Origin of the sequence: Frigoribacterium sp. Leaf164 (assembly GCF_001423665.1) — a bacterium.
In the GTDB taxonomy this organism is placed as follows: Bacteria; Actinomycetota; Actinomycetes; order Actinomycetales; family Microbacteriaceae; genus Frigoribacterium; species Frigoribacterium endophyticum.
The window spans coordinates 1450344-1474861 of record NZ_LMOX01000003.1; the positions used below are offsets into that span (position 1 = coordinate 1450344).

Genomic DNA, 24518 nt, shown 5'->3' on the forward strand with positions numbered 1-24518 from the left:
TAGCATGATGCAAACGCATGGAAATGGAGCGCACCCCATGGCACACCCCCTCGAGTTCGGACTCGACACCTTCGGCGACGTCACCGAGCGCCCGGCCGGGGCCGCCGACGCCGGCCAGCTCGTCTCGCACGCGCAGTCGATCCGCGACCTGGTCGACCAGGCCGTGCTCGCCGACCAGGTCGGCCTCGACTTCATCGGCGTCGGCGAGCACCACCGCGTCGACTTCGCCGTCAGCGCCCCCGAGGTCGTGCTCGCCGCGATCGCGGCGCGCACCGAGACGATCCGCATGGGCTCGGCCGTGACCGTGCTCAGCAGCGACGACCCCGTCCGGGTCTACGAGCGCTTCGCCACCGTCGACGCCCTGTCGAACGGGCGGGCCGAGGTCATCCTCGGGCGCGGCTCGTTCACCGAGTCGTTCCCGCTCTTCGGCCTCGACCTGCAGGACTACGAGGTGCTCTTCGAGGAGAAGATCCAGCTCTTCGCCGAGCTGCTGAAGGACGAGCCCGTCACCTGGACGGGCACGAAGCGCGGTGCCCTCAGCGAGCAGTGGGTCTACCCGCGCCCCGAGAGCGGCACCCTGAAGACCTGGGTCGGCGTCGGCGGGTCGCCGCAGTCGGTGATCCGTGCCGCGCACTACGGCCTGCCGCTCTTCCTCGCCATCATCGGCGGCCAGCCCGCCCAGTTCGCGCCCTACGCCGACCTCTACCGCCGGGCCCTGACCGAGTTCGGCAAGGAGCCGCAGCCGATCGCGATGCACTCGCCCGGCTTCGTGCTCGAGACCGACGACGAGGCGAAGGAGCTGCTGTACCCGTACCAGGAGGCGCAGACGAACCAGCTCGGTCGCGAGCGCGGCTGGCCCCCCTACTCGCGCGCGCAGTACGAGCAGAGCGCCGGCCCCGACGGCGCCCTCTACGTCGGCTCGCCCGAGACGGTCGCAGCGAAGATCGCGGGGAACATGGCCCTGCTCGGCGCGACGCGCTTCGACATGCGGTACAGCATGGGGCGCCTGCCGCACGAGGCGATGATGCGCAGCATCGAGCTGTACGGCACGAAGGTGGTGCCCCTGGTGCGCGAGATGCTCGCCTAGCGAGCACCGCGCCTCCGGCACGCCCCAGCGCCGCGGGCGAGAGGGCCGGGGGGAGGCGCGGGGCCGGCCGTCGGGGAGCGCTCAGCCCCGGCGGTCGCTCCGTGCCAGCGCCCCGAGCTGCTCGTTGTACGCGTCGAGCTCGGCGTCGCCGTCGCGCTCGGCCTGGCGGTCCTTGCGCTTGGCCTCGCGGCTGTCGCTGCGGCTCCACATGATCGCGACGGCGATCGCCAGCGAGACGGTGGGGATCTCGCCGACGCTCCAGGCGATGCCGCCCGCCGCGTACTGGTCGGCCACCGGCGTCGCGCCCCAGGTGCGGCCCATGGCGCCGTACCAGTCGGCGAGGAAGAGCGACGTGCTCGTCATGATGCTCAAGCCGAAGAAGGCGTGGAACGCCATCGTCGCGAGCAGCACCAGCAGCCGCATCGGGTAGGGCAGGCGGCCCTTGACCGGGTCGATGCCGATCATCGACTGCACGAAGAGGTACCCGACGATCAGGAAGTGCACGATCATCCAGTAGTGCCCGAGGTGGGTCGTCGTGGCCCAGCTGAACAGCGACGTGTAGTAGAAGACGAACAGCGAGCCGGCGAAGAGCACCGCCGAGACGATCGGGTTGCTGATGACGTGGGCGTACGTCGAGTGCACCAGGACCATGATCCACTCGCGGGGGCCCCGCGTGCCGTCCTGTCGCTTGCGGATCGCGCGCAGCGCCAGCGTGACGGGGGCTCCCGGCACGAGCAGCACCGGCACGACCATGCCGAGCGCCATGTGCGCCAGCATGTGCATGCTGAAGAGGTACTCCTCGTAGACGTTCGGGGCGCCGCAGGTGATGTAGAAGAGCACGACGAGGCCGGCGATCCACGACACGGTGCGGCCGAGCGACCACTGGTCGCCGCGGCGTCGCAGCCGGACGACGCCGGCCACGTAGAAGAAGATGCCGAAGGCGCAGAGCAGGGCCCAGAGCAGGTCGGGGTTCCACTCCGTGAGGTACCGCAACGGCGTCAGCTCGCGCGGCAGCACCTCCTCGGTGAGGATCTCGGCGGGCGTCGGGTCGGCGAGGTCGGTCGCGACGACCTGCTCGACCGGCGTGGCCGTGCGGCCGAGGGCCGCGGCCACGCCCGAGGCGAGGCCCATGAAGGCGAGCTCGGCCGAGACGAACCACCAGAAGAAGCGGTTGGTCGCCGCGGGGTGCGTCGACATGCGCGCGACGAGCCAGCGGCGCTGGACGACGCCGAAGAGGCCGAGGGCCACGAGGGCGAGGGTCTTGACGAGCACCAGCACGCCGTAGCCGGTGGTGAGGGCGGCCCAGTCGCCCAGGCGGAGGGCTGCGCTGCCGACGCCGGAGACCGCGACGACGACGAAGCAGATGATCGCGACGGTCGAGTAGCGGGCCAGGACGACGCCGATGCGGCCCTTCTCGAGCGTGGGGCGCAGCAGCACCAGGGCGACGAGCCCGCCGAGCCAGACCGAGGCGCCCTCGAGGTGCAGGGCGAGGTCGGTCACGGCGGCGTCGTGCCCGCTCGCGCCGGCGGCGTGGCCCTGCTGGGCGATGGGGATGAGCCCGCCCATGGCCAGCAGCGTCAGGGCGACGAGCGACCAGATGTTCCGCAGCGCGAAGGCGAGCACGGTGACGCCGGCGGCGATGAGGGTCGTGGTCAGCCAGGCGACGCCGAGCTCGGTGTTCGTGAGGAAGAAGGCGAGCGTGCGCCCGAACTGGTCGTCGACGGTGACCGGCACGTTGGCGACGCTGAGGAAGGTGAAGAAGGCGGTGGCCGCGGAGGCGACGGTCCAGGCGCCGGCAGCGCCCGCGGCGATGTCCATGGCCCGTTCGAACTCGGCCTCCTTCCGCGACAGCGCGAAGCAGGTGAGGAACAGCGTGCCGATGGTCACCGCGGCGGTGACGTTGTTCAGCATCTTCGCGATGGGGAGGCCCCACCGGACGGCCTCGCCGGGGTCGACGACGAGCGGCGCGTCTGCCGCGCCGCCGAACTGCAGGGCCGCCAGCAGCGAGAGGAACGCCACCAGCACGAGCAGTGCGGGACCGGAGGCGCGGGTGATCCTGGTCATCGAGGCCTAGCTTAGGTCGGGTCGACTGGGAGTCGGCGGCCGATCGCTCGGCGACGAGCGACCCGTCGCCGGACGCACGGAAGGGGCGGCGACCGAGGTCGCCGCCCCTTCCGGGGTGCTCCGTGAGGAGCGGAGGACTACTTGACCGCAGCCTTGAGCTTGCTGCCGGCGCTGACCTTGACCGAGTCGCTCGCGGCGATCTCGAGGGCCTCGCCCGTCTGCGGGTTGCGGCCCGTGCGGGCGGCGCGGTGGGTCTTCTCGAAGGCGATCCAGCCGGGGATGGTCACCTTGGTGCCGTCGGCGACCGACTTCGAGACGACGGAGAAGAACGCGTCGACGACGCCGCTGACGGCGGCCTGGCTCTGGCCGGACTCGGAAGCGACAGCTGCGACGAGCTCGGTGCGGTTCAGTGACTTGTCAGCCATGTGGTGTCCTCCTCGGACTTCGTTCGGTGAGACGAGGCACGGTGTCCACCGTGCCCGTGGAGTTCGGGCCCCCCGGGGCCGAGGCCCCGGGGAAACGGCTCGAACCTACCAGGAAGACTTCGTGATGCCCGGAAGCTCGCCTCGGTGTGCCATGTCGCGGAAGCGGACACGGCTGATGCCGTACTCCTTGAGGTGGCCACGGGGGCGACCGTCGATCGCGTCGCGGTTGCGGAGGCGGACCGGCGACGCGTCGCGGGGCAGCTTCTGCAGGCCGAGACGAGCGGCCTCGCGGCTCTCGTCGGTGCCGGCGGGGTCGACGAGGGCCTTCTTCAGCTCGAGACGCTTCTCGGCGTAACGAGCGACGATGACGGCGCGCTGGTCGTTCTTGGCGATCTTGCTCTTCTTGGCCATGGTTAGCGCTCCTCGCGGAATTCGACGTGCTTGCGGATCACGGGGTCGTACTTCTTCAGCACGAGGCGATCGGGGTTGTTGCGACGGTTCTTCTTGGTCACGTACGTGAAGCCGGTGCCCGCCGTCGAGCGGAGCTTGATGATGGGACGAACGTCCTGCTGACGTGCCATCAGATCTTCTCCCCACGCGCGAGGAGGTCCTTGACGACCTTCTCGATGCCACGAGCGTCGATCACCTTGATGCCCTTGGCGCTGAGCTGCAGGGTGACGTTACGACGAAGCGACGGCACGTAGTACGTCTTCTTCTGGATGTTGGGGTCGAAACGACGCTTGGTGCGTCGGTGCGAGTGCGAGATGTTGTGGCCGAAACCGGGGATGGCTCCGGTCACCTGGCAGGTTGCTGCCATGGTTTCCTCCGTAGGTACCGTAGGAGCCGGAGCCCCTACCCAAGGTCACTTGTCGGCGCGCCGGTCCCCCTGCCCGATCGTGAGAACGAGCGCTGCTCGGTCGTGAGACCGGGCGGATGGTGCTGGGGGGCGGTGCACATGGGCGCAGATAGCGCCCAACCAAAGGGAGAGCCTACGCGACACGCCCGGCCGGGGTCAACTGCGGAGCCCGCCCCGGGTCACGACGGGGTCGCGCCCGGCGGCCTTCTCGGCCGAGCACGCCGCGCAGAGCCCGAAGACGTCGACGATGTGCTGCGCCTCGGTGAAGCCGTGCTGCGCGGCGACCTGGCGGGCCCAGGTCTCGACCGCGTCGGCCTCGATCTCGACCGTGGTGCCGCAGACGCGGCAGATCAGGTGGTGGTGGTGCGTGCCCGGCGTGCAGGCGCGGTAGAGGCTCTCGCCCTCCTGCTGCAGGGAGTCGGCCGAGCCGTCGGCGGCCAGGTCGGAGAGGGCGCGGTAGACGGTGGCCAGCCCGATCGGGGAGCCGGAGTCGCGGAGCTGGGTGTGCAGGGACTGCGCGCTGACGAAGCCCTCGCTGCTGCCGAGCGCCTCGCGCACGGCCTCCCGCTGCCAGGTGTTGCGCTTCACGACCACGTCAGGCCTCCTTCGTCGGTGTCGAGGGTACCGGCGTGCCTCGGCGTCGGCTGGGCGTCGCCCCGCCGCGCGACCCCGCGCGCTCCCGGCCCCGCCCGACGACGCGGCAGACGAGCCAGATGGCGAACGAGATCGTCGTCACGTAGGGGCTGATCGGCAGCCCGCCGCCGAGGGCGAGCAGGATCCCGCCGACGACCGAGGTCACGGCGAAGGCGACGCTGAGCAGCGGCACGAGCCGAGGGTTCACGGTGACGCGCAGGGCGGCCGCGGCCGGGGTGACGAGCAGCGACAGCACGAGCAGCGCCCCGATGACCTGCACCGACACGGCGACGGCGAGCCCGAGCACGAGCATGAACAGCAGCCCGAGCGCGCGCACCGGCACGCCGGCGGCGGCGGCGACGTCGGGGTCGACGCTCGCGAAGGTCAGGGGCCGCCAGATGACGAGCAGCACGACGATCACCACGGCCGAGATGCCGACGAGCCAGCCGAGCTGGGGATTGTCGACCGACACGATCTGCCCGGTGAGCAGGCCGAACTTGTTGGCCGAGCGGCCCTTGTAGAGCGCGAGGAAGAGGATGCCGAGGCCCAGCCCGAACGGCATCAGCACCGCGATGATCGAGTTCCGCTCCCGGGCGCGGGCGCCGAGCAGCCCGATCAGCAACGCCGCGACGACGCTGCCGACGAGGGAGCCCCCGACGACGTTCGCGCCGAGCAGCAAGGCCGCGGAGGCGCCGGCGAACGACAGCTCGCTGATGCCGTGCACCGCGAAGGGCAGGTTGCGCGTCACGACGAACGGGCCGATGAGCCCGCCGACGAGGCCGAGCACGGCCCCGGCGATGATCGAGTTGCGCACCAGCACGACGAGCTCGCCGAAGTCCTGGAACGAGAACAGCTGCGACCAGAGGTCGGTCATCGGGCACCTCCCTCGTCGTCGGCGGGCTCGTCGACGTGGTGGTCGTCGTGGCCGTGGCCGCCGACGATCACGATGCGGCCCATGGTGCGGATCACGTCGACCGGGGTGCCGTACAGCTCCGACAGCACGTCGGCGCGCAGCACCTCGTCGGGCGTGCCGACGCGGAACGAGCCGCCGGCGAGGTAGAGCACCCGGTCGACCACGTCGAGGATGGGGTTGACGTCGTGCGTGACGAACACGACGGCGGCGTCGCGGGCCCTGCGCTGGCGGTCGATGAGCTCGGTGACGCCGCGCTGGTGGCGCAGGTCGAGCGAGATCAGCGGCTCGTCGCAGAGCAGCAGGGCGGGGTCGGCGGCGAGTGCCTGCCCGACGCGGGCGCGCTGCTGCTCGCCGCCCGACAGGGTCGCGACCGGCGCGGAGGCGAAGGAGGCGGCGCCCACCTCCTCGACGAGGCGGTCGACGGCGGCGCGTTCGGCCGCCGACTCCCGGCGGAGCCCCCAGCGGTGGCCCGTGACGCCGAGCGCGATCATGTCGCGGGTGCGGAGCGGCGTACCCGACTCCATCAGGCGCTGCTGCGGCACGTAGCCGATGCGGCGGTGGCCGCGGCCGACGGCCTGGCCGAGGAACTCGATGCTGCCGCTGGTGAGCTGCTGCTGGCCGAGGATCGTCCGGAGCATGGTGGTCTTGCCCGCGCCGTTCGGCCCCAGCACGGCGAGGAACTCGCCCGGCGCGACGTCGAGGTCGAGCCCCTGCCACAGCACGCGGTCGCCGAACCGCACGCCCGCGTCGCGGAGGCGCAGCACGGCGTCGCCGCCGCCCGTGCCCCAGGGGGCGGGGGCGGCGGCGACGGGGGAGTCGGTGGGGCCGGGTGTCACTGGTCGAGTGCCGCCTTGATCGCGTCGATGTTGCTCTGCTGCCACGAGACGTAATCATCCCCCGACGGGAGCAGCTCCGTGACCGGCACGATCGCGACGCCGGCGTCGGTGGCCGCCGTCTCGACCTGCTCGGTCTCGGGGCTCGAGGTCTGCTCGTTGTAGGCGAGGAGGTCGACGCTGCCGCCCGAGAAGAGCTGGAGGGTCTCGTTGAGCACGGCCGGGGAGACGTCGGTGCCCTCCTCGATCGCCTCGGAGAAGGCCTCCGGCGTGACGTTCTCGAGCCCCATGGCGTCGAAGAGGTAGCCGGGCACGGGCTCGGTGTAGGCGACCGACTCGCCGCCGTGGGCGGTCTCGACCTCCGCCGCCTGCGACTCCAGGTCGGCGATCTGCGCGCCGAACGACTCGGCGTTCGCGGTGTAGGCGTCGGCGTTCGAGGGGTCGAGGCTGCCGAGCTCGTCGGCGATCGCCGTCGCGAGCGCGGCCATGCTCGGCAGGCTGTAGAAGACGTGCTCGTTGAACTCGCCGTGGTCGTGACCGTGGTCGTCGCCCTCGGTGGTGGCCTCGTCGCTCGCCTCGTCGCCGGAGTGCTCGTCGTCGGAGTGGCCGGCCTCGTCGTCGGGGTCGAGCCCCGAGATCTCGACCGCGTTCAGCACGGTCGCGCTCGTTCCGCTGGCGTCGACGAGCGTGTCGACGAAGTCGTCGTAGCCGCCGCCGTTCTCGATGACGACGTCGGCCTTCGAGACCGCGAGCTGGGTGCGGGCGTCGGCCTCGAACGAGTGCGGGTCCTGCGAGGAGTCGCTGATCACGCTGGTGACGTCGACGTCGTCACCGCCCACGGTCTTCGCGATGTCGCCGTAGACGTTGGTCGAGGCGACGATAGAGATGCCGTCGTCGGCGGTCGGCGCGCCCGCGCCCTGCTCGCCGCCCGAGCAGCCGGCGAGCACGAGGGCCGCGGCGGCGGGCAGGGCGAGCAGGGGCAGGGCGCGTCGCGAGGTCATGACGGCCACGCTATTGCTACTGATAATGATTGTCAAAACGAGGAGGCGCGGGTCGCCTCCCCGGGCCCGCGCTCAGTCGAGCAGCAGCGCCGGCTCCTCGAGCACGCTCGCGACGTCGGCGACGAAGCGGCTGGCGACGTCGCCGTCGACCACGCGGTGGTCGAAGCTCGCACCGATCGTCGTCACCATGCGCGAGCGCACCTCGCCGTCGACGACCCAGGCCTTGGGCTTGATGGTGCCGAGCGCGACGATCGCGACCTCGCCGGGGTTGAGGATGGGGGTGCCGGTGTCCATGCCGAAGACGCCGATGTTCGTGATGGTGATCGTGCCGTCGCGCATGTCGGCCGGGGTCGTCTTGCCGTCGCGGGCCGTCAGCGTCAGCTGCTCGAGGGCCTGGGCCAGCTCGAGCAGGCTCATCGACTGGGCCTCCTTGACGTTCGGCACGATCAGTCCGCGCGGCGTGGCCGCGGCGATGCCGAGGTTGACGAAGTGCCGCACGAGGATCTCGCGGTCGGTCCAGGCCGAGTTCACCATCGGGTTGCGGCGCACGGCCCAGATGATCGCCTTCGCCATGATCAGCAGCGGCGAGACCTTGACGCCGGCGAACTGCGGCGACGCCTTGAGGCGCTTGACGAACTCCATCGTGCGGGTGGCGTCGACGTCGACGAACAGGCTGACGTGCGGGGCCGTGTAGGCCGACGACGTCATGGCGGCGGCGATGGCCTTGCGGACGCCCTTGACCGGGATCCGCTCGACGCGCTCCTCGCCCCACTCGGGCGTCTCGATGTTGCGGAAGACGCTCGCCTGCTTGGCGTGGCGGATGACGTCGTCGCGGGTCACCTCGCCGGCGAGGCCGGTGGGCTGGACGAGCGTGAGGTCGACCTCCAGGTCTTTCGCGAGCTTGCGGATCGGCGGCTTGGCGATGATCGGCAGCGCCTGCGCGGCGGGCACCGAGGTCGCCGGGCGGCGGCGGCCCTGCTCGGCGATCCGCAGCTGGCGCGCGTCGACCTGCCCCTTGCTGGGCTGGCGACGACGCGTCTGGCCGTGGCCGCCGGCGGCACCGTAGCCCACGAGCACCGCGCCGGAGCCGCTGTCGTCGACCACGGGGGCGGAGGCCGCGGGGGCGGCGGGGGCCGCCGGGGCGGCGACCGGGGCCGCGGGGGAGGGGGCGGCGGCGGAGGCGACCGGGGCCGGGGCCTGCACCGCGACTCCTGCAGGCGCGGCGGGAGCGGCAGCGGCCGGAGGCGCGCTGACGGCGACCGGGTCGACCGCGTTCTCGAGGTGGCGGGCCCGCTGCTCGGAGAGGGCCTCCTCCTCCTGCGCGATGATCTGCGCGGTGCGGGCCATGCCGCCCGACTCGAGCGACTCGGCCTGGGCGGCGCGGTCGCCGGGGGTGGTCGGTGCGGTGCCGTCGCCGATGGTGATGATCGGGGTGCCGACGTCGACGGTGTCGCCCGAGCTGACGAGGATGCTCTCGACCACGCCGGCGAACGGCGAGGGCAGCTCGACGAGCGACTTGGCGGTCTCGATCTCGACCAGCACCTGGTTGATCGCCACGGTGTCGCCCGCGGCGACCTTCCACTCGACGATCTCGGCCTCGGTGAGGCCCTCGCCGACGTCGGGGAGGGCGAACTCTGAACTCATGCGGGGTGACTCCTCGTGACGCGGTGGGGCCGGGGCCCGGGGTGCGGAGCGGCGCGCGGCGGGCGCGCCGGGGGGCGGACGCTCAGTACGCGAGCGCCCGGTCGACGGCCTCGAGGACCCGGTCGGCGTCGGGCAGGTACAGGGTCTCGAGCTTGGCGGGCGGGAAGGGCGTGTCGAAGCCGCTGACGCGCAGCACCGGCGCCTCGAGCGAGTAGAAGGCCTTCTCGGCGACGGTCGCGGCGATCTCGGAGCCGACGCTGACGAAGCCGGGGGCCTCCTGCGCGACGACGAGGCGGCCGGTCTTGCGGACCGACTCGAGGATCGGGCCGTAGTCGACGGGCGACAGCGAGCGGAGGTCGACGACCTCGACCGAGATGCCCTCGGCGGCGGCGATCTCGGCGGCCTGCAGCAGCACGCTCACCATGGCGCCGTGGCCCAGCAGGGTCACCTCGGTGCCGGTGCGCACGACGCGGCTGGCGTGCAGCGGCGCCTGCGGGTCGCTGAGGTCGACCTCGCCCTTCGGCCAGTAGCGGCTCTTCGGCTCGAAGAACATCACCGGGTCGTTCGACGCGACGGCCTCCTGGATCATCCAGTAGGCGTCGTGCGGCGTGCTCGGGCTGACGACGCGGAGGCCCGCGGTGTGCGCGAAGTACGCCTCGGGGCTCTCCTGGTGGTGCTCGACGGCGCCGATGTGCCCGCCGTAGGGCACCCGGATGACGACGGGCATCTGCAGGTCGCCCTCGTGCCGGTTGGTCATCTTCGCGAGCTGCGAGGTGATCTGGTCGAAGCCCGGGTAGATGAAGCCGTCGAACTGGATCTCGCAGACGGGGCGGAAGCCGCCCATCGCGAGGCCGATCGCGGTGCCGACGATGCCCGACTCGGCGAGCGGGGTGTCGATGACCCGGCTCGCCCCGAACTCGGCCTGCAGCCCTTCGGTGACGCGGAAGACGCCGCCGAGCGTGCCGATGTCCTCGCCCATGAGCAGCACGCGCGGGTCGTCGGCCATGGCCTTGCGGAGGCCGGCGGTGATCGCCTTGCCGAGCGGCATGGACACGCGGGAGTCGCGGGTCGGGTCGTCGACGCCGGCCGCGGTCGCGGTCTCGGTGCGGTCAGCGGTGTCGGTCATGAACGTGCTCCGTCGGTGGGTGCGTCGGCGGCCGGGCCGAACGACTGCTCGTAGCGGGCCAGCCACTCCTTCTGCTCGGCCATCAGCGGGTGCGGCTCGCTGTAGACGTGGTCGAACATCAGGCCGATCTCGGGCTTCGGCAGCGTGGTGGTGCGGCGGCGGATGTCGGCGCCCAGGTCGTCGCACTCGACGGCGAGCTCGGCGAGGAAGGCGTCGGTCTCGCCGAGGCCCTTCAGGTAGGTCTCGAAGCGGGCGATCGGGTCTCGGGCGATCCACCCCTGCAGCTCGTCGTCGGTGCGGTACTTCGTGGGGTCGTCGGAGGAGGTGTGCGCCCCGACCCGGTAGGTCATCGCCTCGATGAAGCGCGGGCCGCCGCCCGTGCGGGCGGCGTCGAGGTCGCGGCGGCTGACGGCGTACGAGGCGAGCACGTCGTTGCCGTCGATCTGGGTGCCGGGGATGCCGAAGCCGCCGGCGCGGTGCACGAGCGGGGTGCGCGACTGGCGCGAGACCGGCACGCTGATGGCCCACTGGTTGTTCTGCAGGAAGAACAGCTCGGGCGTCTGGAAGCTCGCCGCGAAGACCAGCGCCTCGCTGACGTCGCCCTGGCTGGTCGCGCCGTCGCCGAAGAACGTGACGACGGCCTGGTCGGTCTCGACGTCGCCGGTGCCGGCCTTGCCGTCGAGCGTGAGGCCCATCGCGTAGCCCGTGGCGTGCAGGGTCTGCGAGCCGATCACGAGCGTGTAGACGTGGAAGTTGTGGTGCTCGGCGGGGTTCCAGCCGCCGTGCGTGTGGCCGCGCAGCAGGCGCAGGATGTCGACGGGGTCGACGCCGCGGCTGAGCGCGACGGCGTGCTCGCGGTACGACGGGAAGAGGTGGTCCTGCGGGCGGGTCGCGTGCGCGAGACCGATCTGGGCGCCCTCCTGGCCGTGGCTCGGCACCCAGAGGGCGAGCTGGCCCTGGCGGGCGAGGGCGGCGGCCTCGACGTCGAAGCGCCGGGTCAGCACCATGTCGCGGTGGAACGCGCGCAGCTGGTCGTCGGTGAGCGCGTCGACGTAGGGCTGGAACTCGGCCGAGGCGTCGGAGTCGACCCGCTCGCCCGTGTGGCTCAGCAGCTGGATCGTCGTCACGTCGCGGCCCGCTTCGGTGGAGGACATGGGGTCCAATCTACTCAGGCCCACATGCCGTCAGGAGGATGTGTCGCCGCGCAGCTCGCGCGCCGCGCGCAGCAGCCCGTCGACCGACGCGGGCTCGCCGATCGTGATGCGGAGGCCCTCCGGGGCGAAGGCGCGCACGACGATGCCGTGCCGCTCGAACACCTCGGCGGCGCGGGCCGTGTCGTCGCCCGTGGCGAGCCAGACGAAGTTGCCCTGGGCGTCGGGCACCGACCAGCCCTGGTCGAGCAGGGCCTGCCGCACCTGGTCGCGCAGGGTCGCGAGGCGGGCGACCCGGTCGAGCAGCTCGCCCTCGAGCTCGAGCGAGGCGAGCGCGGCGGCCTGGCCCTGCTCGGTGACCGAGAGGGGGATGGCGGTCGCGCGGGCGGCGTCGAGCACCGAGGAGGCGCCGATCGCGTACCCGACGCGGAGGGCCGCCAGCCCGTACGCCTTCGAGAAGGTGCGCAGCACGACGAGGTTGGGGTGGCGCTCGGTGAGCGACCCGCCGCGGACGGCGTCGTCGGCCGTGACGAACTCGGCGTAGGCCTCGTCGAGCACGACGAGGAGGTCGTTCGGCACCGCGGCCATGAACGTCTCGAAGTCGTGGGTGCTCACGGTCGTGCCGGTCGGGTTGTTGGGCGAGCAGACGATGACGAGGCGGGTGCGGTCGGTGACGGCGGCGGCCATGGCGTCGAGGTCGTGGCTGCCGTCGGTCCGCAGCGGCACCGGCACGCTCGTCGCGCCCGAGACGGTGACGATGCCCGGGTAGGCCTCGAACGAGCGCCAGGCGTAGACGACCTCGTCGCCGGGCGCCGCGGCGGCGAGCACGAACTGGTTGAGCAGCGACACCGACCCGGCGCCGACGTGGACCTCGTCGGTGGTGACGCCCCATTTCTCGGCGAGGGCGGCCCGCAGGGCGGAGGCGCTGGCGTCGGGGTAGCGGTTGACGGCGACCGCGCCTCGCAGCGCCTCGACGACGCCGGGCAGCGGCTCGAAGGGGTTCTCGTTCGACGACAGCTTGAACGCGTCGGCGGCGGCCTGCTTCCCCTGGCGGTAGGGCGGCAGCGCCGCGATCTCGGGGCGGAGGCGCACGGGACTGGTCACCCGGCCACCTTAGGGCGGGCGGAGGCGGTCGGCGACTACCGCGGGCCGCGTGGGGTCGGCATGATGGGCCCATGACCCGATTCGTCGTGCGGCTGCTGATCAACGCCCTCGCCCTCTGGGCGACCACGTCACTGGTCTCGGGGGTGAGCGTCGACGCGTACGGGTCGGAGGGCACGACCGAGACGGTGCTCACCTACCTCCTCGTCGCCCTGATCTTCGGCGTCGTCAACGGAGTCGTCGGCACCGTCATCCGCGTGGTCGCGTTCCCCCTCTACGTGCTCACGCTCGGCCTGCTCTCGCTGATCGTCAACGGGCTCCTGCTGGTGATCGTCGCCGCGGTCTCCGACGTCATCGGCTTCGGCCTGCAGGTCGACGGCTTCTGGTGGGGCGTGCTCGGGGCGCTCGTGCTCGCGATCGTCGCCTGGCTGATCGGCATCGTCGTGCGGCCCGTCGTCGAGCCGCGCGACCGCCGGCGGTGAACCGCTTCCGCGTCTGCTTCGTCTGCACCGGGAACATCTGCCGGTCGCCCATGGCGGAGATCGTGCTGCGCGAGGTCGCGCGCCGGGCCGGGCTGGGCGACGCCCTCGAGGTGACCTCGGCCGGCACGGGCGACTGGCACGTCGGGGAGGGGGCCGACCCGCGCACCGTGAGTGCCCTCGCGGCCCGCGGCTACGATGGTCAGCGGCACCGGGCGAGGCAGTTCGAGACCGCCGACTTCGCGCGCTACGACCTCGTGGTCGCGTTGGATCGCGGTCACGAGCGGGTGCTGCGGTCGTGGGCGACGAACGAGGCCGACCGGTCGAAGGTGCAGCTGCTGCTGTCGTTCGACCGGGCGAGCGGAGGCGAGCCCGTCGGCACCGACGTGCCCGACCCCTACTACTCCGACCCCGCGATGTTCGACAGCGTGCTCGCGATGGTCGAGCGTGCCTGCACCGCCCTCTTCCGCCAGATCGAACCCGCACTCCGCAAGGGACCCTCATGACGTTGCCCCCTCAGCCCCTCAGCCCCCTCGACGGCCGGTACCGCGCCTCCGTCGGCCTGCTCGGCGACCACCTCAGCGAGGCCGGCCTCAACCGGGCGCGGGTGCACGTCGAGGTCGAGTGGCTGATCGCCCAGACCGACCGCCGCGCCTTCGGCTCGTCTCCGCTCGACGAGGGGCAGAAGGCCGCGCTGCGCGCCGTCGTCACCGACTTCGGGCAGGAGGCCATCGACGAGCTCGCGGGCCTCGAGGCCACCACCCGCCACGACGTCAAGGCCGTCGAGTACTACGTGCGCGCCCGTCTCGCCGACCTCGGCCTCGAGGGCATCGCCGAGCTGACGCACTTCGCGTGCACCAGCGAGGACATCAACAACCTCTCGTACGCCCTCACCGTGAAGCAGGCGGTGACCGAGGTCTGGCTCCCCGCGTTCGACGCCGTGCAGGAGGCGCTCGCCGGCTGGGCGACGGAGGCCCGCGACGTGCCCATGCTGGCCCACACCCACGGCCAGCCCGCGACCCCGACGACCGTCGGCAAGGAGTTCGCGGTCTTCGTGCACCGCCTCCGGCGCCTCCGCGCGCAGATCGAGGGCACCGAGTACCTCGGCAAGTTCAGCGGCGCCACCGGCACCTTCTCCGCCCACGTCGTCGCCGACCCGTCGGCCGACTGGCCCGAGGTCTCGCGCGAGTTCGTCGAGGAGCGCCTCGGCCTCACCTGGAACCCGCTGACCACCCAGATCGAGTCGCACGACTGGCAGGCCGAGCTCTACTCGCGGGTCGCGCACGTCAACCGCGTCCTGCACAACCTCGCGACCGACATCTGGACCTACATCTCGATGGGGTACTTCACGCAGATCCCGATCGCGGGCTCGACCGGCTCGTCGACGATGCCCCACAAGATCAACCCGATCCGGTTCGAGAACGCCGAGGCGAACCTCGAGCTCTCCTGCGCCCTGCTCGACTCGCTCGCCGCGACGCTCGTCACCTCACGCCAGCAGCGCGACCTCACCGACTCGTCGACGCAGCGCAACATCGGCGTCGCCTTCGGCCACTCGATGCTCGCCCTCGACAACCTGCGCCGCGGGCTCGGCGAGATCGCCGTCGGCACCGCCGCGCTCGAGGCCGACCTCGAGGGCAACTGGGAGGTGCTCGGCGAGGCGATCCAGACGGTCGTCCGTGCCGAGGTCGTCGCCGGCCGCTCGTCGATCGCCGACCCCTACGCGATGCTCAAGGAGCTCACCCGCGGCCGCCGGGTCGGCCAGGCCGAGCTCGTGGCCTTCGTCGAGGGGCTCGACATCGGCGCCGACGCGAAGGCGCGCCTCGTGGCGCTGACCCCCGCCGGCTACACCGGCATCGCGTCGCAGCTCGTCGACCGCCTGGCCTAGCCGCCGGGCCGCGGCCCCCGAGGTCGGGGGCCGCGGTCCGGCGCCGCGCTGTGCGGGCTCAGTGGCCTCGCGACCCGCCGCTCTCGTCGATCTCGTGCTGCTCGTCGTCGTTCGGCTTGGCCGCGAGGGCGAGCATCGCGATGACGACGAGCGCGACGATGAAGCCGATGCAGAGGAAGATCAGCGCGAGGTCGAGCTCGCGGGTCGTCATGAGCACGACGACCCCGACGAACACCGCGAAGACGGCGCTGAGGCCGAGGAACTCGGCGGGGCGGACGCGGTCGCGCCAGCTGGGCTGTGTCATGGGTGCTGTACTCCGTCTGCACTGGTCTGGGGGGCGGCGTCGGTCGCCGCGTCGGCGCCCGTCTGCCACTTGAGCGAGAGGCCGGCGATGACGAGGTAGACCCCGACCACCGCTCCCCACGCGCCGAGCAGGCCCACGAGCACGGTCGACGACGTGAGCACGCCCTCGATCTGCTCCACGCCGCCGAGCTGCTCGGCGTAGTCGGGCGGGACGACGAGGAAGGCGAGGGCCAGCAGGAGCGTCATCGCGCCGACGGTGGTCCAGTCGCGGGCCAGGGGGGTGCGTCGACGGCGACGCAGCCCGGTGACGAGCTCGAGCGCGCCCGTGACGAGCGCGAAGGTGGTGACGAGGGCGACGAGCACCGGCAGGCCGCCGCCCGAGAACGCGAGGGCCAGGGCACCCACGACGAGGCTGACGAGGCCCTGCACGAGGCCGAGGGTGCGGCTCGACGGGTCGTCGAGCCGGCGGAGCGACCCGAGGGCGAGCACGAGCCCGCCGACGACGCCCGCGACGCCGAGGGCGAGCAGGCCCACGCGCGGCGAGTGGTCGGGCGAGAACGTGATGGCGACGCCGAGGGCGATCGCCGGGACGGCCCGGAGGATCGGCACGGGCCAGTAGCGGGGCGCCGACCCGGCGAGGTCGACGCGGCCGACGGGCCGGTCACGGCCGTGCGCACCAGCCTCGTGCGCGGTGGTCGCGGGGTCGCTCGGCCGGGGCTCGGTCGGCCCGGGGGAGGGCGCGGCAGCAGCAGGCACGGGAGACCTTCTTCGACGGGGGCGGGCCCGGCGACGCCGAGCAGACGGCCCGAGTTTACCGCCCCTCGCTGACAGCCCACCTCCGGGCGGCGCCCACGGCCGGAGCCGGGGCGGAGTGGATGCGGCCCGCCGGGTGGTCGGCCAGGCCCCCGACCCGGCCGGGCCGCCGCACCTGGAGCATCCCGGTCGAGACGAGGCTGAGCGAGACGAGCCGCCCGGCGAGCAGGCGCAGGCAGTCGTCGGCGCCGTCCGGGCCCGGTTCGTCGATCGCGACGCCCTGCGGCAGGGCGCTGAGGCGCACGGCGGCGACGGAGGCGGCCCGCCAGCCCCGGGACGGGTCGCGACGCAGGTCGCTGAGGAGCTCCAGCACGAGGGGCACGTCGGAGCGCCCGCGGACGAGGAGGCGGTGGTGGAGCTGCGGCGACCCCGCGCCTCCCGCAGTCCCCCGCCGGGCCTCGACGAGGGTGACGAGACCGTGCCGCACCGGCCCGTCGTGCTCGGCGGAGAGCCCGTCGACGCGGGCGCCGGGCGGCACGGCCACGGGGTGCGCGCCGGGGAGGCGCGGCGCCCACCCGTCGAGGCCCCACCCGCCGAGCCCCCGCACCTCGAGCGTCGTGGCCCCGTCGCACGGCCCGCCGCAGGGCGCCGCGACGAGCTCCCGGATGCCCGCCCCGACCCCCGCCGCGCCCGCCTCGTCGAGCCCGGGCAGGGCCAGGGGCGCGGGCGGGCAGCCGTGCACGAGGCCGACGAGCGGGGCGGGGGAGTCAGGGAGCGAGGCCGTCATCCGTCCATGGTGACATGCCGGATGTCAGTATCACCAGGGGCGAGGGCCCCGGGAGGCGAGGATCACCTGGGCGGTCGTGGCCAGGACCACCCGGAGGGGACAGGGGGGACACGAGGCGATCTCCCTACCGATGCCCAGCCCCGGCCCCTACGGTCGTCCCATCCGAGGGCGCATGCTCACCACCACTGGCTGGGAAGTCCACCATCGCGGGAGCTGCATGACCTCCATCGCCCCCTCGGCTCCGGCCGGGTTCCGTCCGACCGTGCCCGGATCGGCCAGCAAGCCGACCAGCACCTACTCGACGCTCCTGGCGTCGGTGCGCGAAGCAGGGCTGCTCCGCCGTCGGACCGGGTTCTACGTCACCGTCTTCGTCGTGCTCGTCGTCTGCCTGCTCGGCGCGGCGACCGGCTTCGTCCTGCTCGGCTCGAGCTGGTTCCAGCTGCTCATCGCGGCCGCGCTCGGCGTCATCCTCACCCAGTTCGCCTTCCTCACGCACGAGGCCGCGCACCGCCAGGTGTTCGACTCGGGCACGCGCAACGACAAGGTGGGCCGCGTGCTCGCCGCCGGCGTCGTCGGCATGAGCTACGCGTGGTGGATGTCGAAGCACACGCGCCACCACGCCAACCCGAACACCAAGGGCAAGGACCCGGACATCGCGTTCGACACGGTCTCCTTCCTCGAGGAGGACGCGGCGAAGCAGACCGGCCTCATGCGCCAGCTGACGCGTCGCCAGGGCTGGTTCTTCTTCCCCCTGCTGCTCGGCGAGGGCGTCAACCTCCACGTGCACTCGATCAAGGTGCTCCTCACGAAGGAGAAGGTCGAGGGCCGCGCCCTCGAGGTGTCGCTGATCGCCGGGCGCATGATCGCCTACTTCGCCGTCGTCTTCGCGTTCCTGCCCGTCGGCATGGCGTTCGCCTTCATCGGCGTGCAGATGGCCGTCTTCGGCCTCTACATGGGCTCGTCGTTCGCCCCGAACCACAAGGGCATGCCGATCATCCCCGAGGGCGCGAAGGTCGACTTCCTCAGCAAGCAGGTGCTCACCTCGCGCAACATCACCGGTCGCTTCTCGACCGCGTTCATGGGCGGCCTGAACTTCCAGATCGAGCACCACCTCTTCCCGAGCATGGCCCGCCCGCACCTGCGCGCCGCGAGCCTGCTCGTCAAGGAGCACTGCGCGAAGCACGACATCCCCTACGCCGAGACCACGGCGATCAAGTCGTACGGGATCGTCATCCGCTACCTCAACCGCGTCGGCCTCGCCGCCCGCGACCCCTTCGACTGCCCCGCCGCGGCGACGCTCCGCCCGCGCTGAGCCAGCCCGCACACGACGACGGCGCCGTCACCTCGCAGGAGGTGGCGGCGCCGTCGTCGTGCTGCCGGGGGCAGGCTCCGGCAGGGCAGGAGGCGCAGGTCGGCCCGGTCAGGCCGCCGTCGCCGGCCAGGCGGCCAGCTGCCACCCCAGCCACGGGCTGAAGGCGAAGGGAGCCGCCTCGACGGCCCCGCGGAGCGCCTCGGGCTCGAGCCAGGCCCACTCGGCGACCTCGTCGGGCGAGGGGTCGGGCACGCCGACCGCGCGGGCGGTGAACACCGGGCAGATCTCGTTCTCGACGATGCCGGAGGCGTCGGTCGCGACGTACCGGAACTCCGGCAGGATCACGCTGACGTCGGCCACCTCGATGCCGAGCTCCTGCGACGCGCGGCGGTAGACGGCCTCCTCCGGGGTCTCGCCGGGCGCGGGGTGGCCGCAGAACGAGTTGGTCCAGACGCCGGGCCAGGTCTTCTTCGACAGGGCACGGCGGGTGACGAGCACGCGGCCCCGCTCATCGACGACGTGGCAGCTGAAGGCGAGGTGCAGCGGCGTCGTCGTCGTGTGCACGGTGGCCTTCGGCGTGCTGCCGACGGGCTCGCCGGCCTCGTCGAGCAGGACCACCATCTCCTGATCAGACCCTGCAGGAGGGCTGTCGAGAGGCTGAGCATGAGCGCGTTCGCCGAGTTCCATGGGAGGTAGTCTGCCCTCTGTGGACGCTCAACAGCTGCGCGGCGGCGCGCGCGCCCGACACGAGCGTGTCGAGGTCGTCCTCGACGACTTCTTCCGGCTGGCCGAGCGCCGGGCCGCGCTCGTGGGCCGTCGCTACGTCGAGCTCTGGTCGGTGCTCGAGCGCAACACGGTCGGCGGCAAGCGCTTCCGGCCCCGCATGGTCTTCACCGCCTACGACGCCCTCGGCGGCACCGACGACGAGGCCGTCGCCGGCGTCGCGGCCTCCTTCGAGCTGCTGCACACGGCCCTGATCGTCCACGACGACGTCATCGACCGCGACTTCTCGCGCCGCGGCATCCCCAACGTCTCCGGCAGCTACCGCGACACCGCCACGACGGCGGGCATCCCCACCCCCGCCGCCGAGCACCGCGGCATGTCGGCCGCCGTCATCGCGGGCGACCTCGCGCTCGCCGGGGCCAGCCGGCTGCTGCTCGACGTCCGGTGCGAGGGCGGCGTGCGGGCGCGCCTCCTCGACATCCTCGACGAGGCGATCTTCGTCAGCGCGGGCGGCGAGATGGTCGACGTCGAGCTGTCGCTCTCGCCCGAGGTGCCGACGGTCGCCGAGATCCTCGACATGGAGCGCGCCAAGACCGCGGTCTACTCGTTCGAGGCCCCGCTGCAGGCCGGGGCCGTGCTGGCCGGCGCCCCCGACGCCGTCGTCGACGCGGTCGGCGAGTTCGGCCGCGAGGTCGGCGTCGCCTACCAGGTGGTCGACGACCTGCTCGGCGTCTTCGGCCTCGAGGCCGACACCGGCAAGACCACCCTCGGCGACCTGCGCGAGGGCAAGCGCACCGTCATCGTCGCCCACGCGGCCACGACCGACGAGTGGTTCGCGATCCGTCCGTTCATCGGCAAGGCCGACCTCACCGAGGCCGAGGCGGAGCACGTGCGCTCCCGGCTCGAGGCGTGCGGCGCCCGCGCGTTCGCCGAGTCCCTCGTCGAGCAGCACGCCCGCCGCGCGCTCGCCGTGCTCGACGGCCCGGCCGTGGGCGACGCGCTCCGCGAGGCCCTGACCCCCGTCGTCGCGACCGTCCTGGAGCGCGTGCGGTGACCGGCCTCTCGCTCTACGACGCGGTCGCCGACCAGACCGCGGCCGGCGTGATCCGCCGGTACTCGACCTCCTTCGGGCTGGCCTCGCGCCTCCTCGGGTCCGACGTGCGGCAGCACGTCGAGAACGTCTACGCGCTCGTCCGCGTGGCCGACGAGATCGTCGACGGCCCCGCCGCCGAGGCCGGGCTCGACGTCGAGGCCGCGGGCCGGTGCCTCGACGACTACGAGGCCACGACCGAGCGGGCGCTCGCGGAGGGCTTCAGCTCCGACCTCGTCGTGCACGCCTTCGCGCGCACCGCCCGGGCCACGGGCTTCGGCACCGAGCTCACGCGGCCCTTCTTCGCCTCGATGCGGGCCGACCTCAGCGCCCGCGAGCACGACGACGAGTCGTTCCGCCGGTACGTCTACGGCTCGGCCGAGGTCGTCGGCCTGATGTGCCTCCGGGCCTTCCTCGTCGGGCACGGCTACCCCGCCACCACGCTCGCCGCCCTCGACGAGGGCGCCTGCCGCCTCGGCGCCGCCTTCCAGAAGGTCAACTTCCTCCGCGACCTCGCGGCGGACTTCGAGCACCTGGGCCGCAGCTACTTCCCCGGCGTCGACGTCGACACCTTCGACGAGGCGACCAAGCGGCGGCTCGTCGACGACATCGACGACGACCTGCGGGTCGCCGGTGAGATCATCCCCGTGCTGCCCGCGTCGTCGCGGCGCGCGGTGGCGCTGGCCCACGGCCTGTTCGCTGAGCTGAACCGACGGCTCGAGGCGACCCCCGCTTCCTCGCTGATCCGGGCGCGCGTCCGCGTGCCGAACCCGGTGAAGCTGCGCATCGCGGCCGGCGCCGCGGTCGGCCGCGTCGTGGCCGTGCCGCCCGCCCGCACCCCGAGCACCACCCCGACCGACGGAGCCCCTTCGTGAGCACACCCTGGCTGAAGTCCACCACCGGCGCGACGACGGTCGAGCGGCACGGCCGCCGGGTGGTCGTGATCGGCGGCGGCATCAGCGGCCTCGCCTCGGCGGCGCTGCTCGCCCGCGAGGGCCACGACGTCACGGTGCTCGAGAAGAACGACGCCGTCGGCGGCCGCGCGGGCAGCTGGGCGAGCGACGGCTTCCGCTTCGACCTCGGCCCGAGCTGGTACCTCATGCCCGAGGTCTTCGACCACTTCTTCAAGCTGATGGGCACGAGCGCCGACGAGCAGCTCGACCTCGTCGCGCTCGACCCCGGCTACCGCGTCTTCTTCGAGCCGGGCGCCGAGCCCGGCGACGACGACCCGGCGCCGATCGACGTGCCGCTCGGCCTCGAGCGCAACGTCGCCCTGTTCGAGAGCGTCGAGCCCGGCAGCGGCGAGCGGATGCGCCGCTACCTCCGCTCGGCCCGCGACACGTACGAGATGGCGAAGCAGCGGTTCCTCTACACGAGCTTCGAGAGCGTGTCGCCGCTGCTCCGCGGTGACGTGGTCGTGCGGCTGCCCAAGCTCGCCCGGCTCCTCCTGCAAGACCTCGACACCTTCGCGTCGAGGACGGTCAGCGAGCCGCGCCTCAAGCAGATCCTCGACTACCCCGCGGTCTTCCTCGGCTCGTCGCCGTTCCGCACGCCGAGCATGTACCACCTGATGAGCACCCTCGACCTCGACGACGGAGTGCTGTACCCGCAGGGCGGGCTGACGACGGTCATCGAGCGCATCGCCGCGGTCGCCCGCGACGCCGGCGTCACCATCGTCACCGGCGCCTCCGTCACGAGCATCACGACGGCCGTCGAGGCCGACCCAGCACCCCGACGCGGTCGCCCGCGGGTGCCGACGGCGCGGGCCACGGGCGTCGAGTACACCGACGCGGGAGGCGCGGAGCACGCCCTCGAGGCCGACACCGTCGTCAGCGCGGCCGACCTGCACCACACCGAGACGCGCCTCCTGCCCCGCTCGCTGCGCACCTACGACGAGAAGTACTGGCACGGCCGCGACCCCGGCCCGAGCGCCCTGCTCGTCTACCTCGGCGTCGAGGGCGAGCTGCCCGAGCTCGAGCACCACTCGCTGTTCTTCGCCCGCGACTGGCACGAGAACTTCGACCGGATCTTCGGCGACGACAAGCGGATCCCCGAGCCGCCGTCGCTCTACGTCTGCAAGCCGAGCACGATCGACCCGTCGACGGCTCCCGAGGGCCAGACCAACCTCTTCGTGCTCGTGCCGCTGCCCGCCGACCCCGCGCTCGGCCGCGGCGACGTCGACGGCGACGGCGACCCGATGGTCGAGCGCCTCGCCGACCAGGTGATCGACCAGATCAGCCGCTGGGCGGGCGTGCCCGACCTCGCGTCGCGCGTCGTGCTGCGGCGCACCCGCGGGCCGCGCGACTTCGTCGACGACGTCAACGCCTGGCAGGGCAGCATGCTCGGCCCTGCGCACACGCTCGACCAGAGCGCGATGTTCCGCGCCGGCAACACCTCCGAGCACGTGCGGAACCTGTTCTACGTCGGCGGCTCGTCGCGCCCCGGCATCGGCCTGCCGATGTGCCTGATCAGCGCCGAGGTGCTGCTCAAGAACATGCGCGGCGACACGAGCACCGAGCCGCTGCCCGAGCCCGCCGCCGAGGCCGGGGCCCCCGCCGCGCCGGCCACCGCCGGAACGGCCTGATGGGCGCCGCCTACCTCGTCGCGCTGCTGATCTCGCTCGCCGGCATGGCGGCGCTCGACCGCCGCTTCACGCTGTTCTTCTGGCGCGACGGCTGGCGCGCGGCGGTGACGCTGCTCGTCGGCGTCGCCTTCTTCCTGGTCTGGGACGTCGTCGGCATCGACCTCGGCATCTTCTTCCGCGGCGAGACGTCGTTCATGACGGGCGTGCAGCTCGCGCCCGAGCTGCCGCTCGAGGAGGTCTTCTTCCTCGTGCTGCTCTGCTGGCTGACGATGAACCTGCACTCCGGGGCGCGCCTCGCGCTCGGGGTGCTCGCCGCCCGCCGCGAGGGGGCGAGCGCGTGACGTACTGGGCGGTGAACGCCGTCTTCCTCGGGCTCGTGGCCGTGACCGCGGCCGCGGCGCTGCTGCTGCACCGGCTCCGGGCACGGGGGCGCGCCTCCTCGGGGGGCCGCGACCGCGCCGAGGTCGTCCGCGCCGCCGGGCTCACCACCGTCGTGCTGCTCGTGATGACCGCCGTCTTCGACAACGTCATGATCGGCGTCGGCCTGGTCGGCTACGACGAGTCCCGCATCAGCGGCGCGAAGCTCGGCGTCGCCCCGCTCGAGGACTTCGCCTACTCCGTCGCGGCGCTCGTGCTGCTGCCGAGCGTCTGGACGCTGCTCGGCGGCCGCCGACCGGCCCGCGAGCCGTCGCTCGAGCGACCGGCCCGACGGGCGCGGCCGGCCCGGCCCGCGGGTCGACCGGGGGAGCCACGGTGATCGCCACCCTGCGCGCCCTGGCCTGGTCGTCACGCCCCCTCAGCTGGATCAACACCGCGTTCCCGTTCGCCGCGGCCTACCTGCTGAGCGCCGCGAGCAGCAGCACGCCCGACGGCGGCACGAGCTACGACGTCACCGCGGTGCCGTGGCTCGTCGCGATCGTCGGCACCGTCTACTTCCTCGTGCCGTACAACCTCGCGATGTACGGCATCAACGACGTCTTCGACTACGAGAGCGACCTGCGCAACCCCCGCAAGGGCGGCGTCGAGGGGGCGCTGCTCGACCGCAGCATGCACCGGCCCACGCTGGTCGCGGCGGTCGTCACGAACGTGCCCTTCCTGGTCTTCCTGGTCGCCGTCGGCAGTCCGCTGAGCTGGCTCGTGCTGGCGGTCAGCGTCTTCGCCGTCGTCGCCTACTCGGCCCCGCGCCTGCGCTTCAAGGAGCGCCCGGTCGTCGACTCGGTCACCTCGAGCACGCACTTCGTGAGCCCCGCCGTCTACGGCCTCGTGCTCGCCGGGGCCGACGTCACCCCCGCGCTGTGGGCGCTGCTCGGCGCGTTCTTCCTCTGGGGCACGGCCAGCCACGCCTTCGGGGCCGTGCAGGACGTCATCGCCGACCGCGAGGGCGGCATCGCCTCGATCGCGACGGTCTTCGGCGCCCGGACCACGGTGCGGCTCTCGGTCGTCGCTTACCTGCTCGCGGCGCTGCTGATGACCTTCACCGACACCCCGGGGCCGTTCGCCGCGCTCCTCCCGGTCGCCTACGCGATCAGCTGCGCGCCGTGGTGGAACGTCGCCGACGCCGACGCGGAGGGGGTCAACCGGGGGTGGAAGCGGTTCCTGACGCTGAACTTCGTGTCGGGGTTCGTGGTGACCATGCTGCTGATCTGGTGGGTCGCGCTCGGCTGACCCGCGACTCCCCGGGGGCTCGGCCGACCGGCCGCGTCGCCGACCCGCGGGGCCGGACGGCCGATCGGCGGAGGGCCGCTCCGTCGCGCGGATGAGATCGGCC

At 72.7% G+C, this 24518-nt stretch carries 28 protein-coding genes; 11 read left to right on the forward strand and 17 right to left on the reverse strand.

From position 1 onward, the window contains the following. Positions 1–37 precede the first annotated feature (37 nt). Positions 38–1087, forward strand: a complete 1050-nt coding sequence (locus ASF82_RS14790) for an LLM class flavin-dependent oxidoreductase (RefSeq protein WP_056058631.1) — start codon at positions 38–40, stop codon at positions 1085–1087. 81 nt (positions 1088–1168) lie between these two features. Here the strand turns inward: ASF82_RS14790 and ASF82_RS14795 are convergent, their stop codons facing one another. From ASF82_RS14795 to ASF82_RS14855, 13 genes are all read right to left on the reverse strand, one after another. Further along, positions 1169–3151 (reverse strand): cytochrome c oxidase assembly protein, encoded by a 1983-nt coding sequence (locus ASF82_RS14795; protein ID WP_056058634.1) that lies wholly within the window; start codon positions 3149–3151, stop codon positions 1169–1171. A gap of 137 nt (positions 3152–3288) precedes the next feature. Further along, positions 3289–3576: an HU family DNA-binding protein gene (locus tag ASF82_RS14800; RefSeq protein WP_043595940.1), complete on the reverse strand. Its 288-nt coding sequence runs from the start codon at positions 3574–3576 to the stop codon at positions 3289–3291. Between the two features lie 105 nt (positions 3577–3681). Next, a complete protein-coding gene (gene rpsN / locus ASF82_RS14805) occupies positions 3682–3987 on the reverse strand; it encodes a 30S ribosomal protein S14 (RefSeq protein ID WP_056058637.1) in 306 nt (101 codons plus the stop codon). Between the two features lie 2 nt (positions 3988–3989). After that, positions 3990–4157: a 50S ribosomal protein L33 gene (gene rpmG, locus ASF82_RS14810; protein WP_043595944.1), complete on the reverse strand. Its 168-nt coding sequence runs from the start codon at positions 4155–4157 to the stop codon at positions 3990–3992. Next, complete coding sequence (gene rpmB, locus ASF82_RS14815) at positions 4157–4393, reverse strand: 50S ribosomal protein L28 (RefSeq protein WP_056058641.1); 237 nt, start codon at positions 4391–4393, stop codon at positions 4157–4159. The genes rpmG and rpmB overlap by 1 nt, the downstream gene beginning before the upstream one ends. Before the next feature lie 195 nt (positions 4394–4588). Then, a complete protein-coding gene (locus ASF82_RS14820) occupies positions 4589–5020 on the reverse strand; it encodes a Fur family transcriptional regulator (RefSeq protein WP_056059296.1) in 432 nt (143 codons plus the stop codon). Positions 5021–5027: 7 nt separating this feature from the next. Continuing rightward, on the reverse strand, positions 5028–5939 hold the full coding sequence (locus tag ASF82_RS14825) for a metal ABC transporter permease (RefSeq protein ID WP_056058645.1): 912 nt from the start codon (positions 5937–5939) through the stop codon (positions 5028–5030). After that, positions 5936–6814 (reverse strand): ATP-binding cassette domain-containing protein, encoded by an 879-nt coding sequence (locus ASF82_RS14830; protein WP_082514684.1) that lies wholly within the window; start codon positions 6812–6814, stop codon positions 5936–5938. The genes ASF82_RS14825 and ASF82_RS14830 overlap by 4 nt, the downstream gene beginning before the upstream one ends. After that, the gene (locus ASF82_RS14835) at positions 6811–7812 is read right to left on the reverse strand and encodes a metal ABC transporter solute-binding protein, Zn/Mn family (protein ID WP_056059300.1); all 1002 of its coding nucleotides are present in this window, start codon (positions 7810–7812) and stop codon (positions 6811–6813) included. The genes ASF82_RS14830 and ASF82_RS14835 overlap by 4 nt, the downstream gene beginning before the upstream one ends. A 72-nt stretch (positions 7813–7884) precedes the next feature. After that, complete coding sequence (locus ASF82_RS14840) at positions 7885–9456, reverse strand: dihydrolipoamide acetyltransferase family protein (RefSeq protein ID WP_056058648.1); 1572 nt, start codon at positions 9454–9456, stop codon at positions 7885–7887. 82 nt (positions 9457–9538) lie between these two features. Continuing rightward, on the reverse strand, positions 9539–10504 hold the full coding sequence (locus ASF82_RS14845) for an alpha-ketoacid dehydrogenase subunit beta (protein WP_056059303.1): 966 nt from the start codon (positions 10502–10504) through the stop codon (positions 9539–9541). A gap of 74 nt (positions 10505–10578) precedes the next feature. Beyond that, a complete protein-coding gene (locus tag ASF82_RS14850; RefSeq protein ID WP_056058652.1) occupies positions 10579–11736 on the reverse strand; it encodes a thiamine pyrophosphate-dependent dehydrogenase E1 component subunit alpha in 1158 nt (385 codons plus the stop codon). Positions 11737–11766: 30 nt separating this feature from the next. Further along, entirely contained in the window at positions 11767–12837 is a 1071-nt protein-coding gene (locus ASF82_RS14855) for a histidinol-phosphate transaminase (protein WP_056058655.1), read from the reverse strand. A gap of 71 nt (positions 12838–12908) precedes the next feature. Here ASF82_RS14855 and ASF82_RS14860 point away from each other — a divergent pair, with 71 nt between their 5' ends. Genes ASF82_RS14860 through purB form a run of 3 tightly spaced genes read left to right on the forward strand, consistent with a single transcriptional unit; the run spans position 12909 to position 15198 of the window. After that, positions 12909–13316: a phage holin family protein gene (locus ASF82_RS14860; RefSeq protein ID WP_056058658.1), complete on the forward strand. Its 408-nt coding sequence runs from the start codon at positions 12909–12911 to the stop codon at positions 13314–13316. Then, complete coding sequence (locus tag ASF82_RS14865) at positions 13313–13819, forward strand: low molecular weight protein-tyrosine-phosphatase (RefSeq protein ID WP_056058661.1); 507 nt, start codon at positions 13313–13315, stop codon at positions 13817–13819. Before ASF82_RS14860 ends, ASF82_RS14865 begins: the two co-directional genes overlap by 4 nt. Beyond that, positions 13816–15198 (forward strand): adenylosuccinate lyase, encoded by a 1383-nt coding sequence (gene purB, locus ASF82_RS14870; protein ID WP_056058666.1) that lies wholly within the window; start codon positions 13816–13818, stop codon positions 15196–15198. Before ASF82_RS14865 ends, purB begins: the two co-directional genes overlap by 4 nt. Positions 15199–15256: 58 nt before the next feature. Here purB and ASF82_RS14875 read toward each other — a convergent pair whose 3' ends face one another. From ASF82_RS14875 to ASF82_RS14885, 3 genes are read right to left on the reverse strand one after another with little or no spacing between them, the layout of a single operon-like run. Further along, a complete protein-coding gene (locus ASF82_RS14875) occupies positions 15257–15502 on the reverse strand; it encodes a hypothetical protein (protein WP_056058669.1) in 246 nt (81 codons plus the stop codon). Continuing rightward, positions 15499–16257, reverse strand: coding sequence for a DUF308 domain-containing protein (locus ASF82_RS14880; RefSeq protein ID WP_235491307.1), 759 nt, complete (start codon positions 16255–16257; stop codon positions 15499–15501). The genes ASF82_RS14875 and ASF82_RS14880 overlap by 4 nt, the downstream gene beginning before the upstream one ends. A 55-nt stretch (positions 16258–16312) precedes the next feature. After that, positions 16313–17041: a hypothetical protein gene (locus tag ASF82_RS14885; protein ID WP_056058672.1), complete on the reverse strand. Its 729-nt coding sequence runs from the start codon at positions 17039–17041 to the stop codon at positions 16313–16315. 217 nt (positions 17042–17258) lie between these two features. Between ASF82_RS14885 and ASF82_RS14890 the strand changes: the two genes are divergently transcribed. Then, on the forward strand, positions 17259–18353 hold the full coding sequence (locus tag ASF82_RS14890; RefSeq protein WP_056058675.1) for an acyl-CoA desaturase: 1095 nt from the start codon (positions 17259–17261) through the stop codon (positions 18351–18353). Positions 18354–18461: 108 nt separating this feature from the next. On the opposite strand, the gene idi is transcribed toward ASF82_RS14890, so the two are convergent. After that, positions 18462–18974, reverse strand: a complete 513-nt coding sequence (gene idi, locus ASF82_RS14895) for an isopentenyl-diphosphate Delta-isomerase (RefSeq protein ID WP_056058678.1) — start codon at positions 18972–18974, stop codon at positions 18462–18464. An 85-nt stretch (positions 18975–19059) separates the two neighbouring features. Between idi and ASF82_RS14900 the strand changes: the two genes are divergently transcribed. Genes ASF82_RS14900 through ASF82_RS14925 form a run of 6 tightly spaced genes read left to right on the forward strand, consistent with a single transcriptional unit; the run spans position 19060 to position 24415 of the window. Continuing rightward, positions 19060–20130, forward strand: coding sequence for a polyprenyl synthetase family protein (locus ASF82_RS14900; RefSeq protein WP_235491308.1), 1071 nt, complete (start codon positions 19060–19062; stop codon positions 20128–20130). After that, complete coding sequence (locus ASF82_RS15975; protein WP_056058681.1) at positions 20127–21041, forward strand: phytoene/squalene synthase family protein; 915 nt, start codon at positions 20127–20129, stop codon at positions 21039–21041. The genes ASF82_RS14900 and ASF82_RS15975 overlap by 4 nt, the downstream gene beginning before the upstream one ends. Continuing rightward, complete coding sequence (gene crtI, locus ASF82_RS15980) at positions 21038–22750, forward strand: phytoene desaturase family protein (RefSeq protein WP_235491309.1); 1713 nt, start codon at positions 21038–21040, stop codon at positions 22748–22750. Before ASF82_RS15975 ends, crtI begins: the two co-directional genes overlap by 4 nt. Beyond that, positions 22750–23091, forward strand: a complete 342-nt coding sequence (locus ASF82_RS14915) for a lycopene cyclase domain-containing protein (protein ID WP_056058684.1) — start codon at positions 22750–22752, stop codon at positions 23089–23091. Before crtI ends, ASF82_RS14915 begins: the two co-directional genes overlap by 1 nt. Beyond that, positions 23088–23507 carry a lycopene cyclase domain-containing protein gene (locus ASF82_RS14920; protein ID WP_056058687.1) on the forward strand — a complete coding sequence of 140 codons (420 nt, stop codon included), beginning with the start codon at positions 23088–23090 and terminating at the stop codon, positions 23505–23507. The genes ASF82_RS14915 and ASF82_RS14920 overlap by 4 nt, the downstream gene beginning before the upstream one ends. Next, a complete protein-coding gene (locus tag ASF82_RS14925) occupies positions 23504–24415 on the forward strand; it encodes a prenyltransferase (RefSeq protein WP_056058691.1) in 912 nt (303 codons plus the stop codon). Before ASF82_RS14920 ends, ASF82_RS14925 begins: the two co-directional genes overlap by 4 nt. Positions 24416–24518 lie beyond the last annotated feature (103 nt).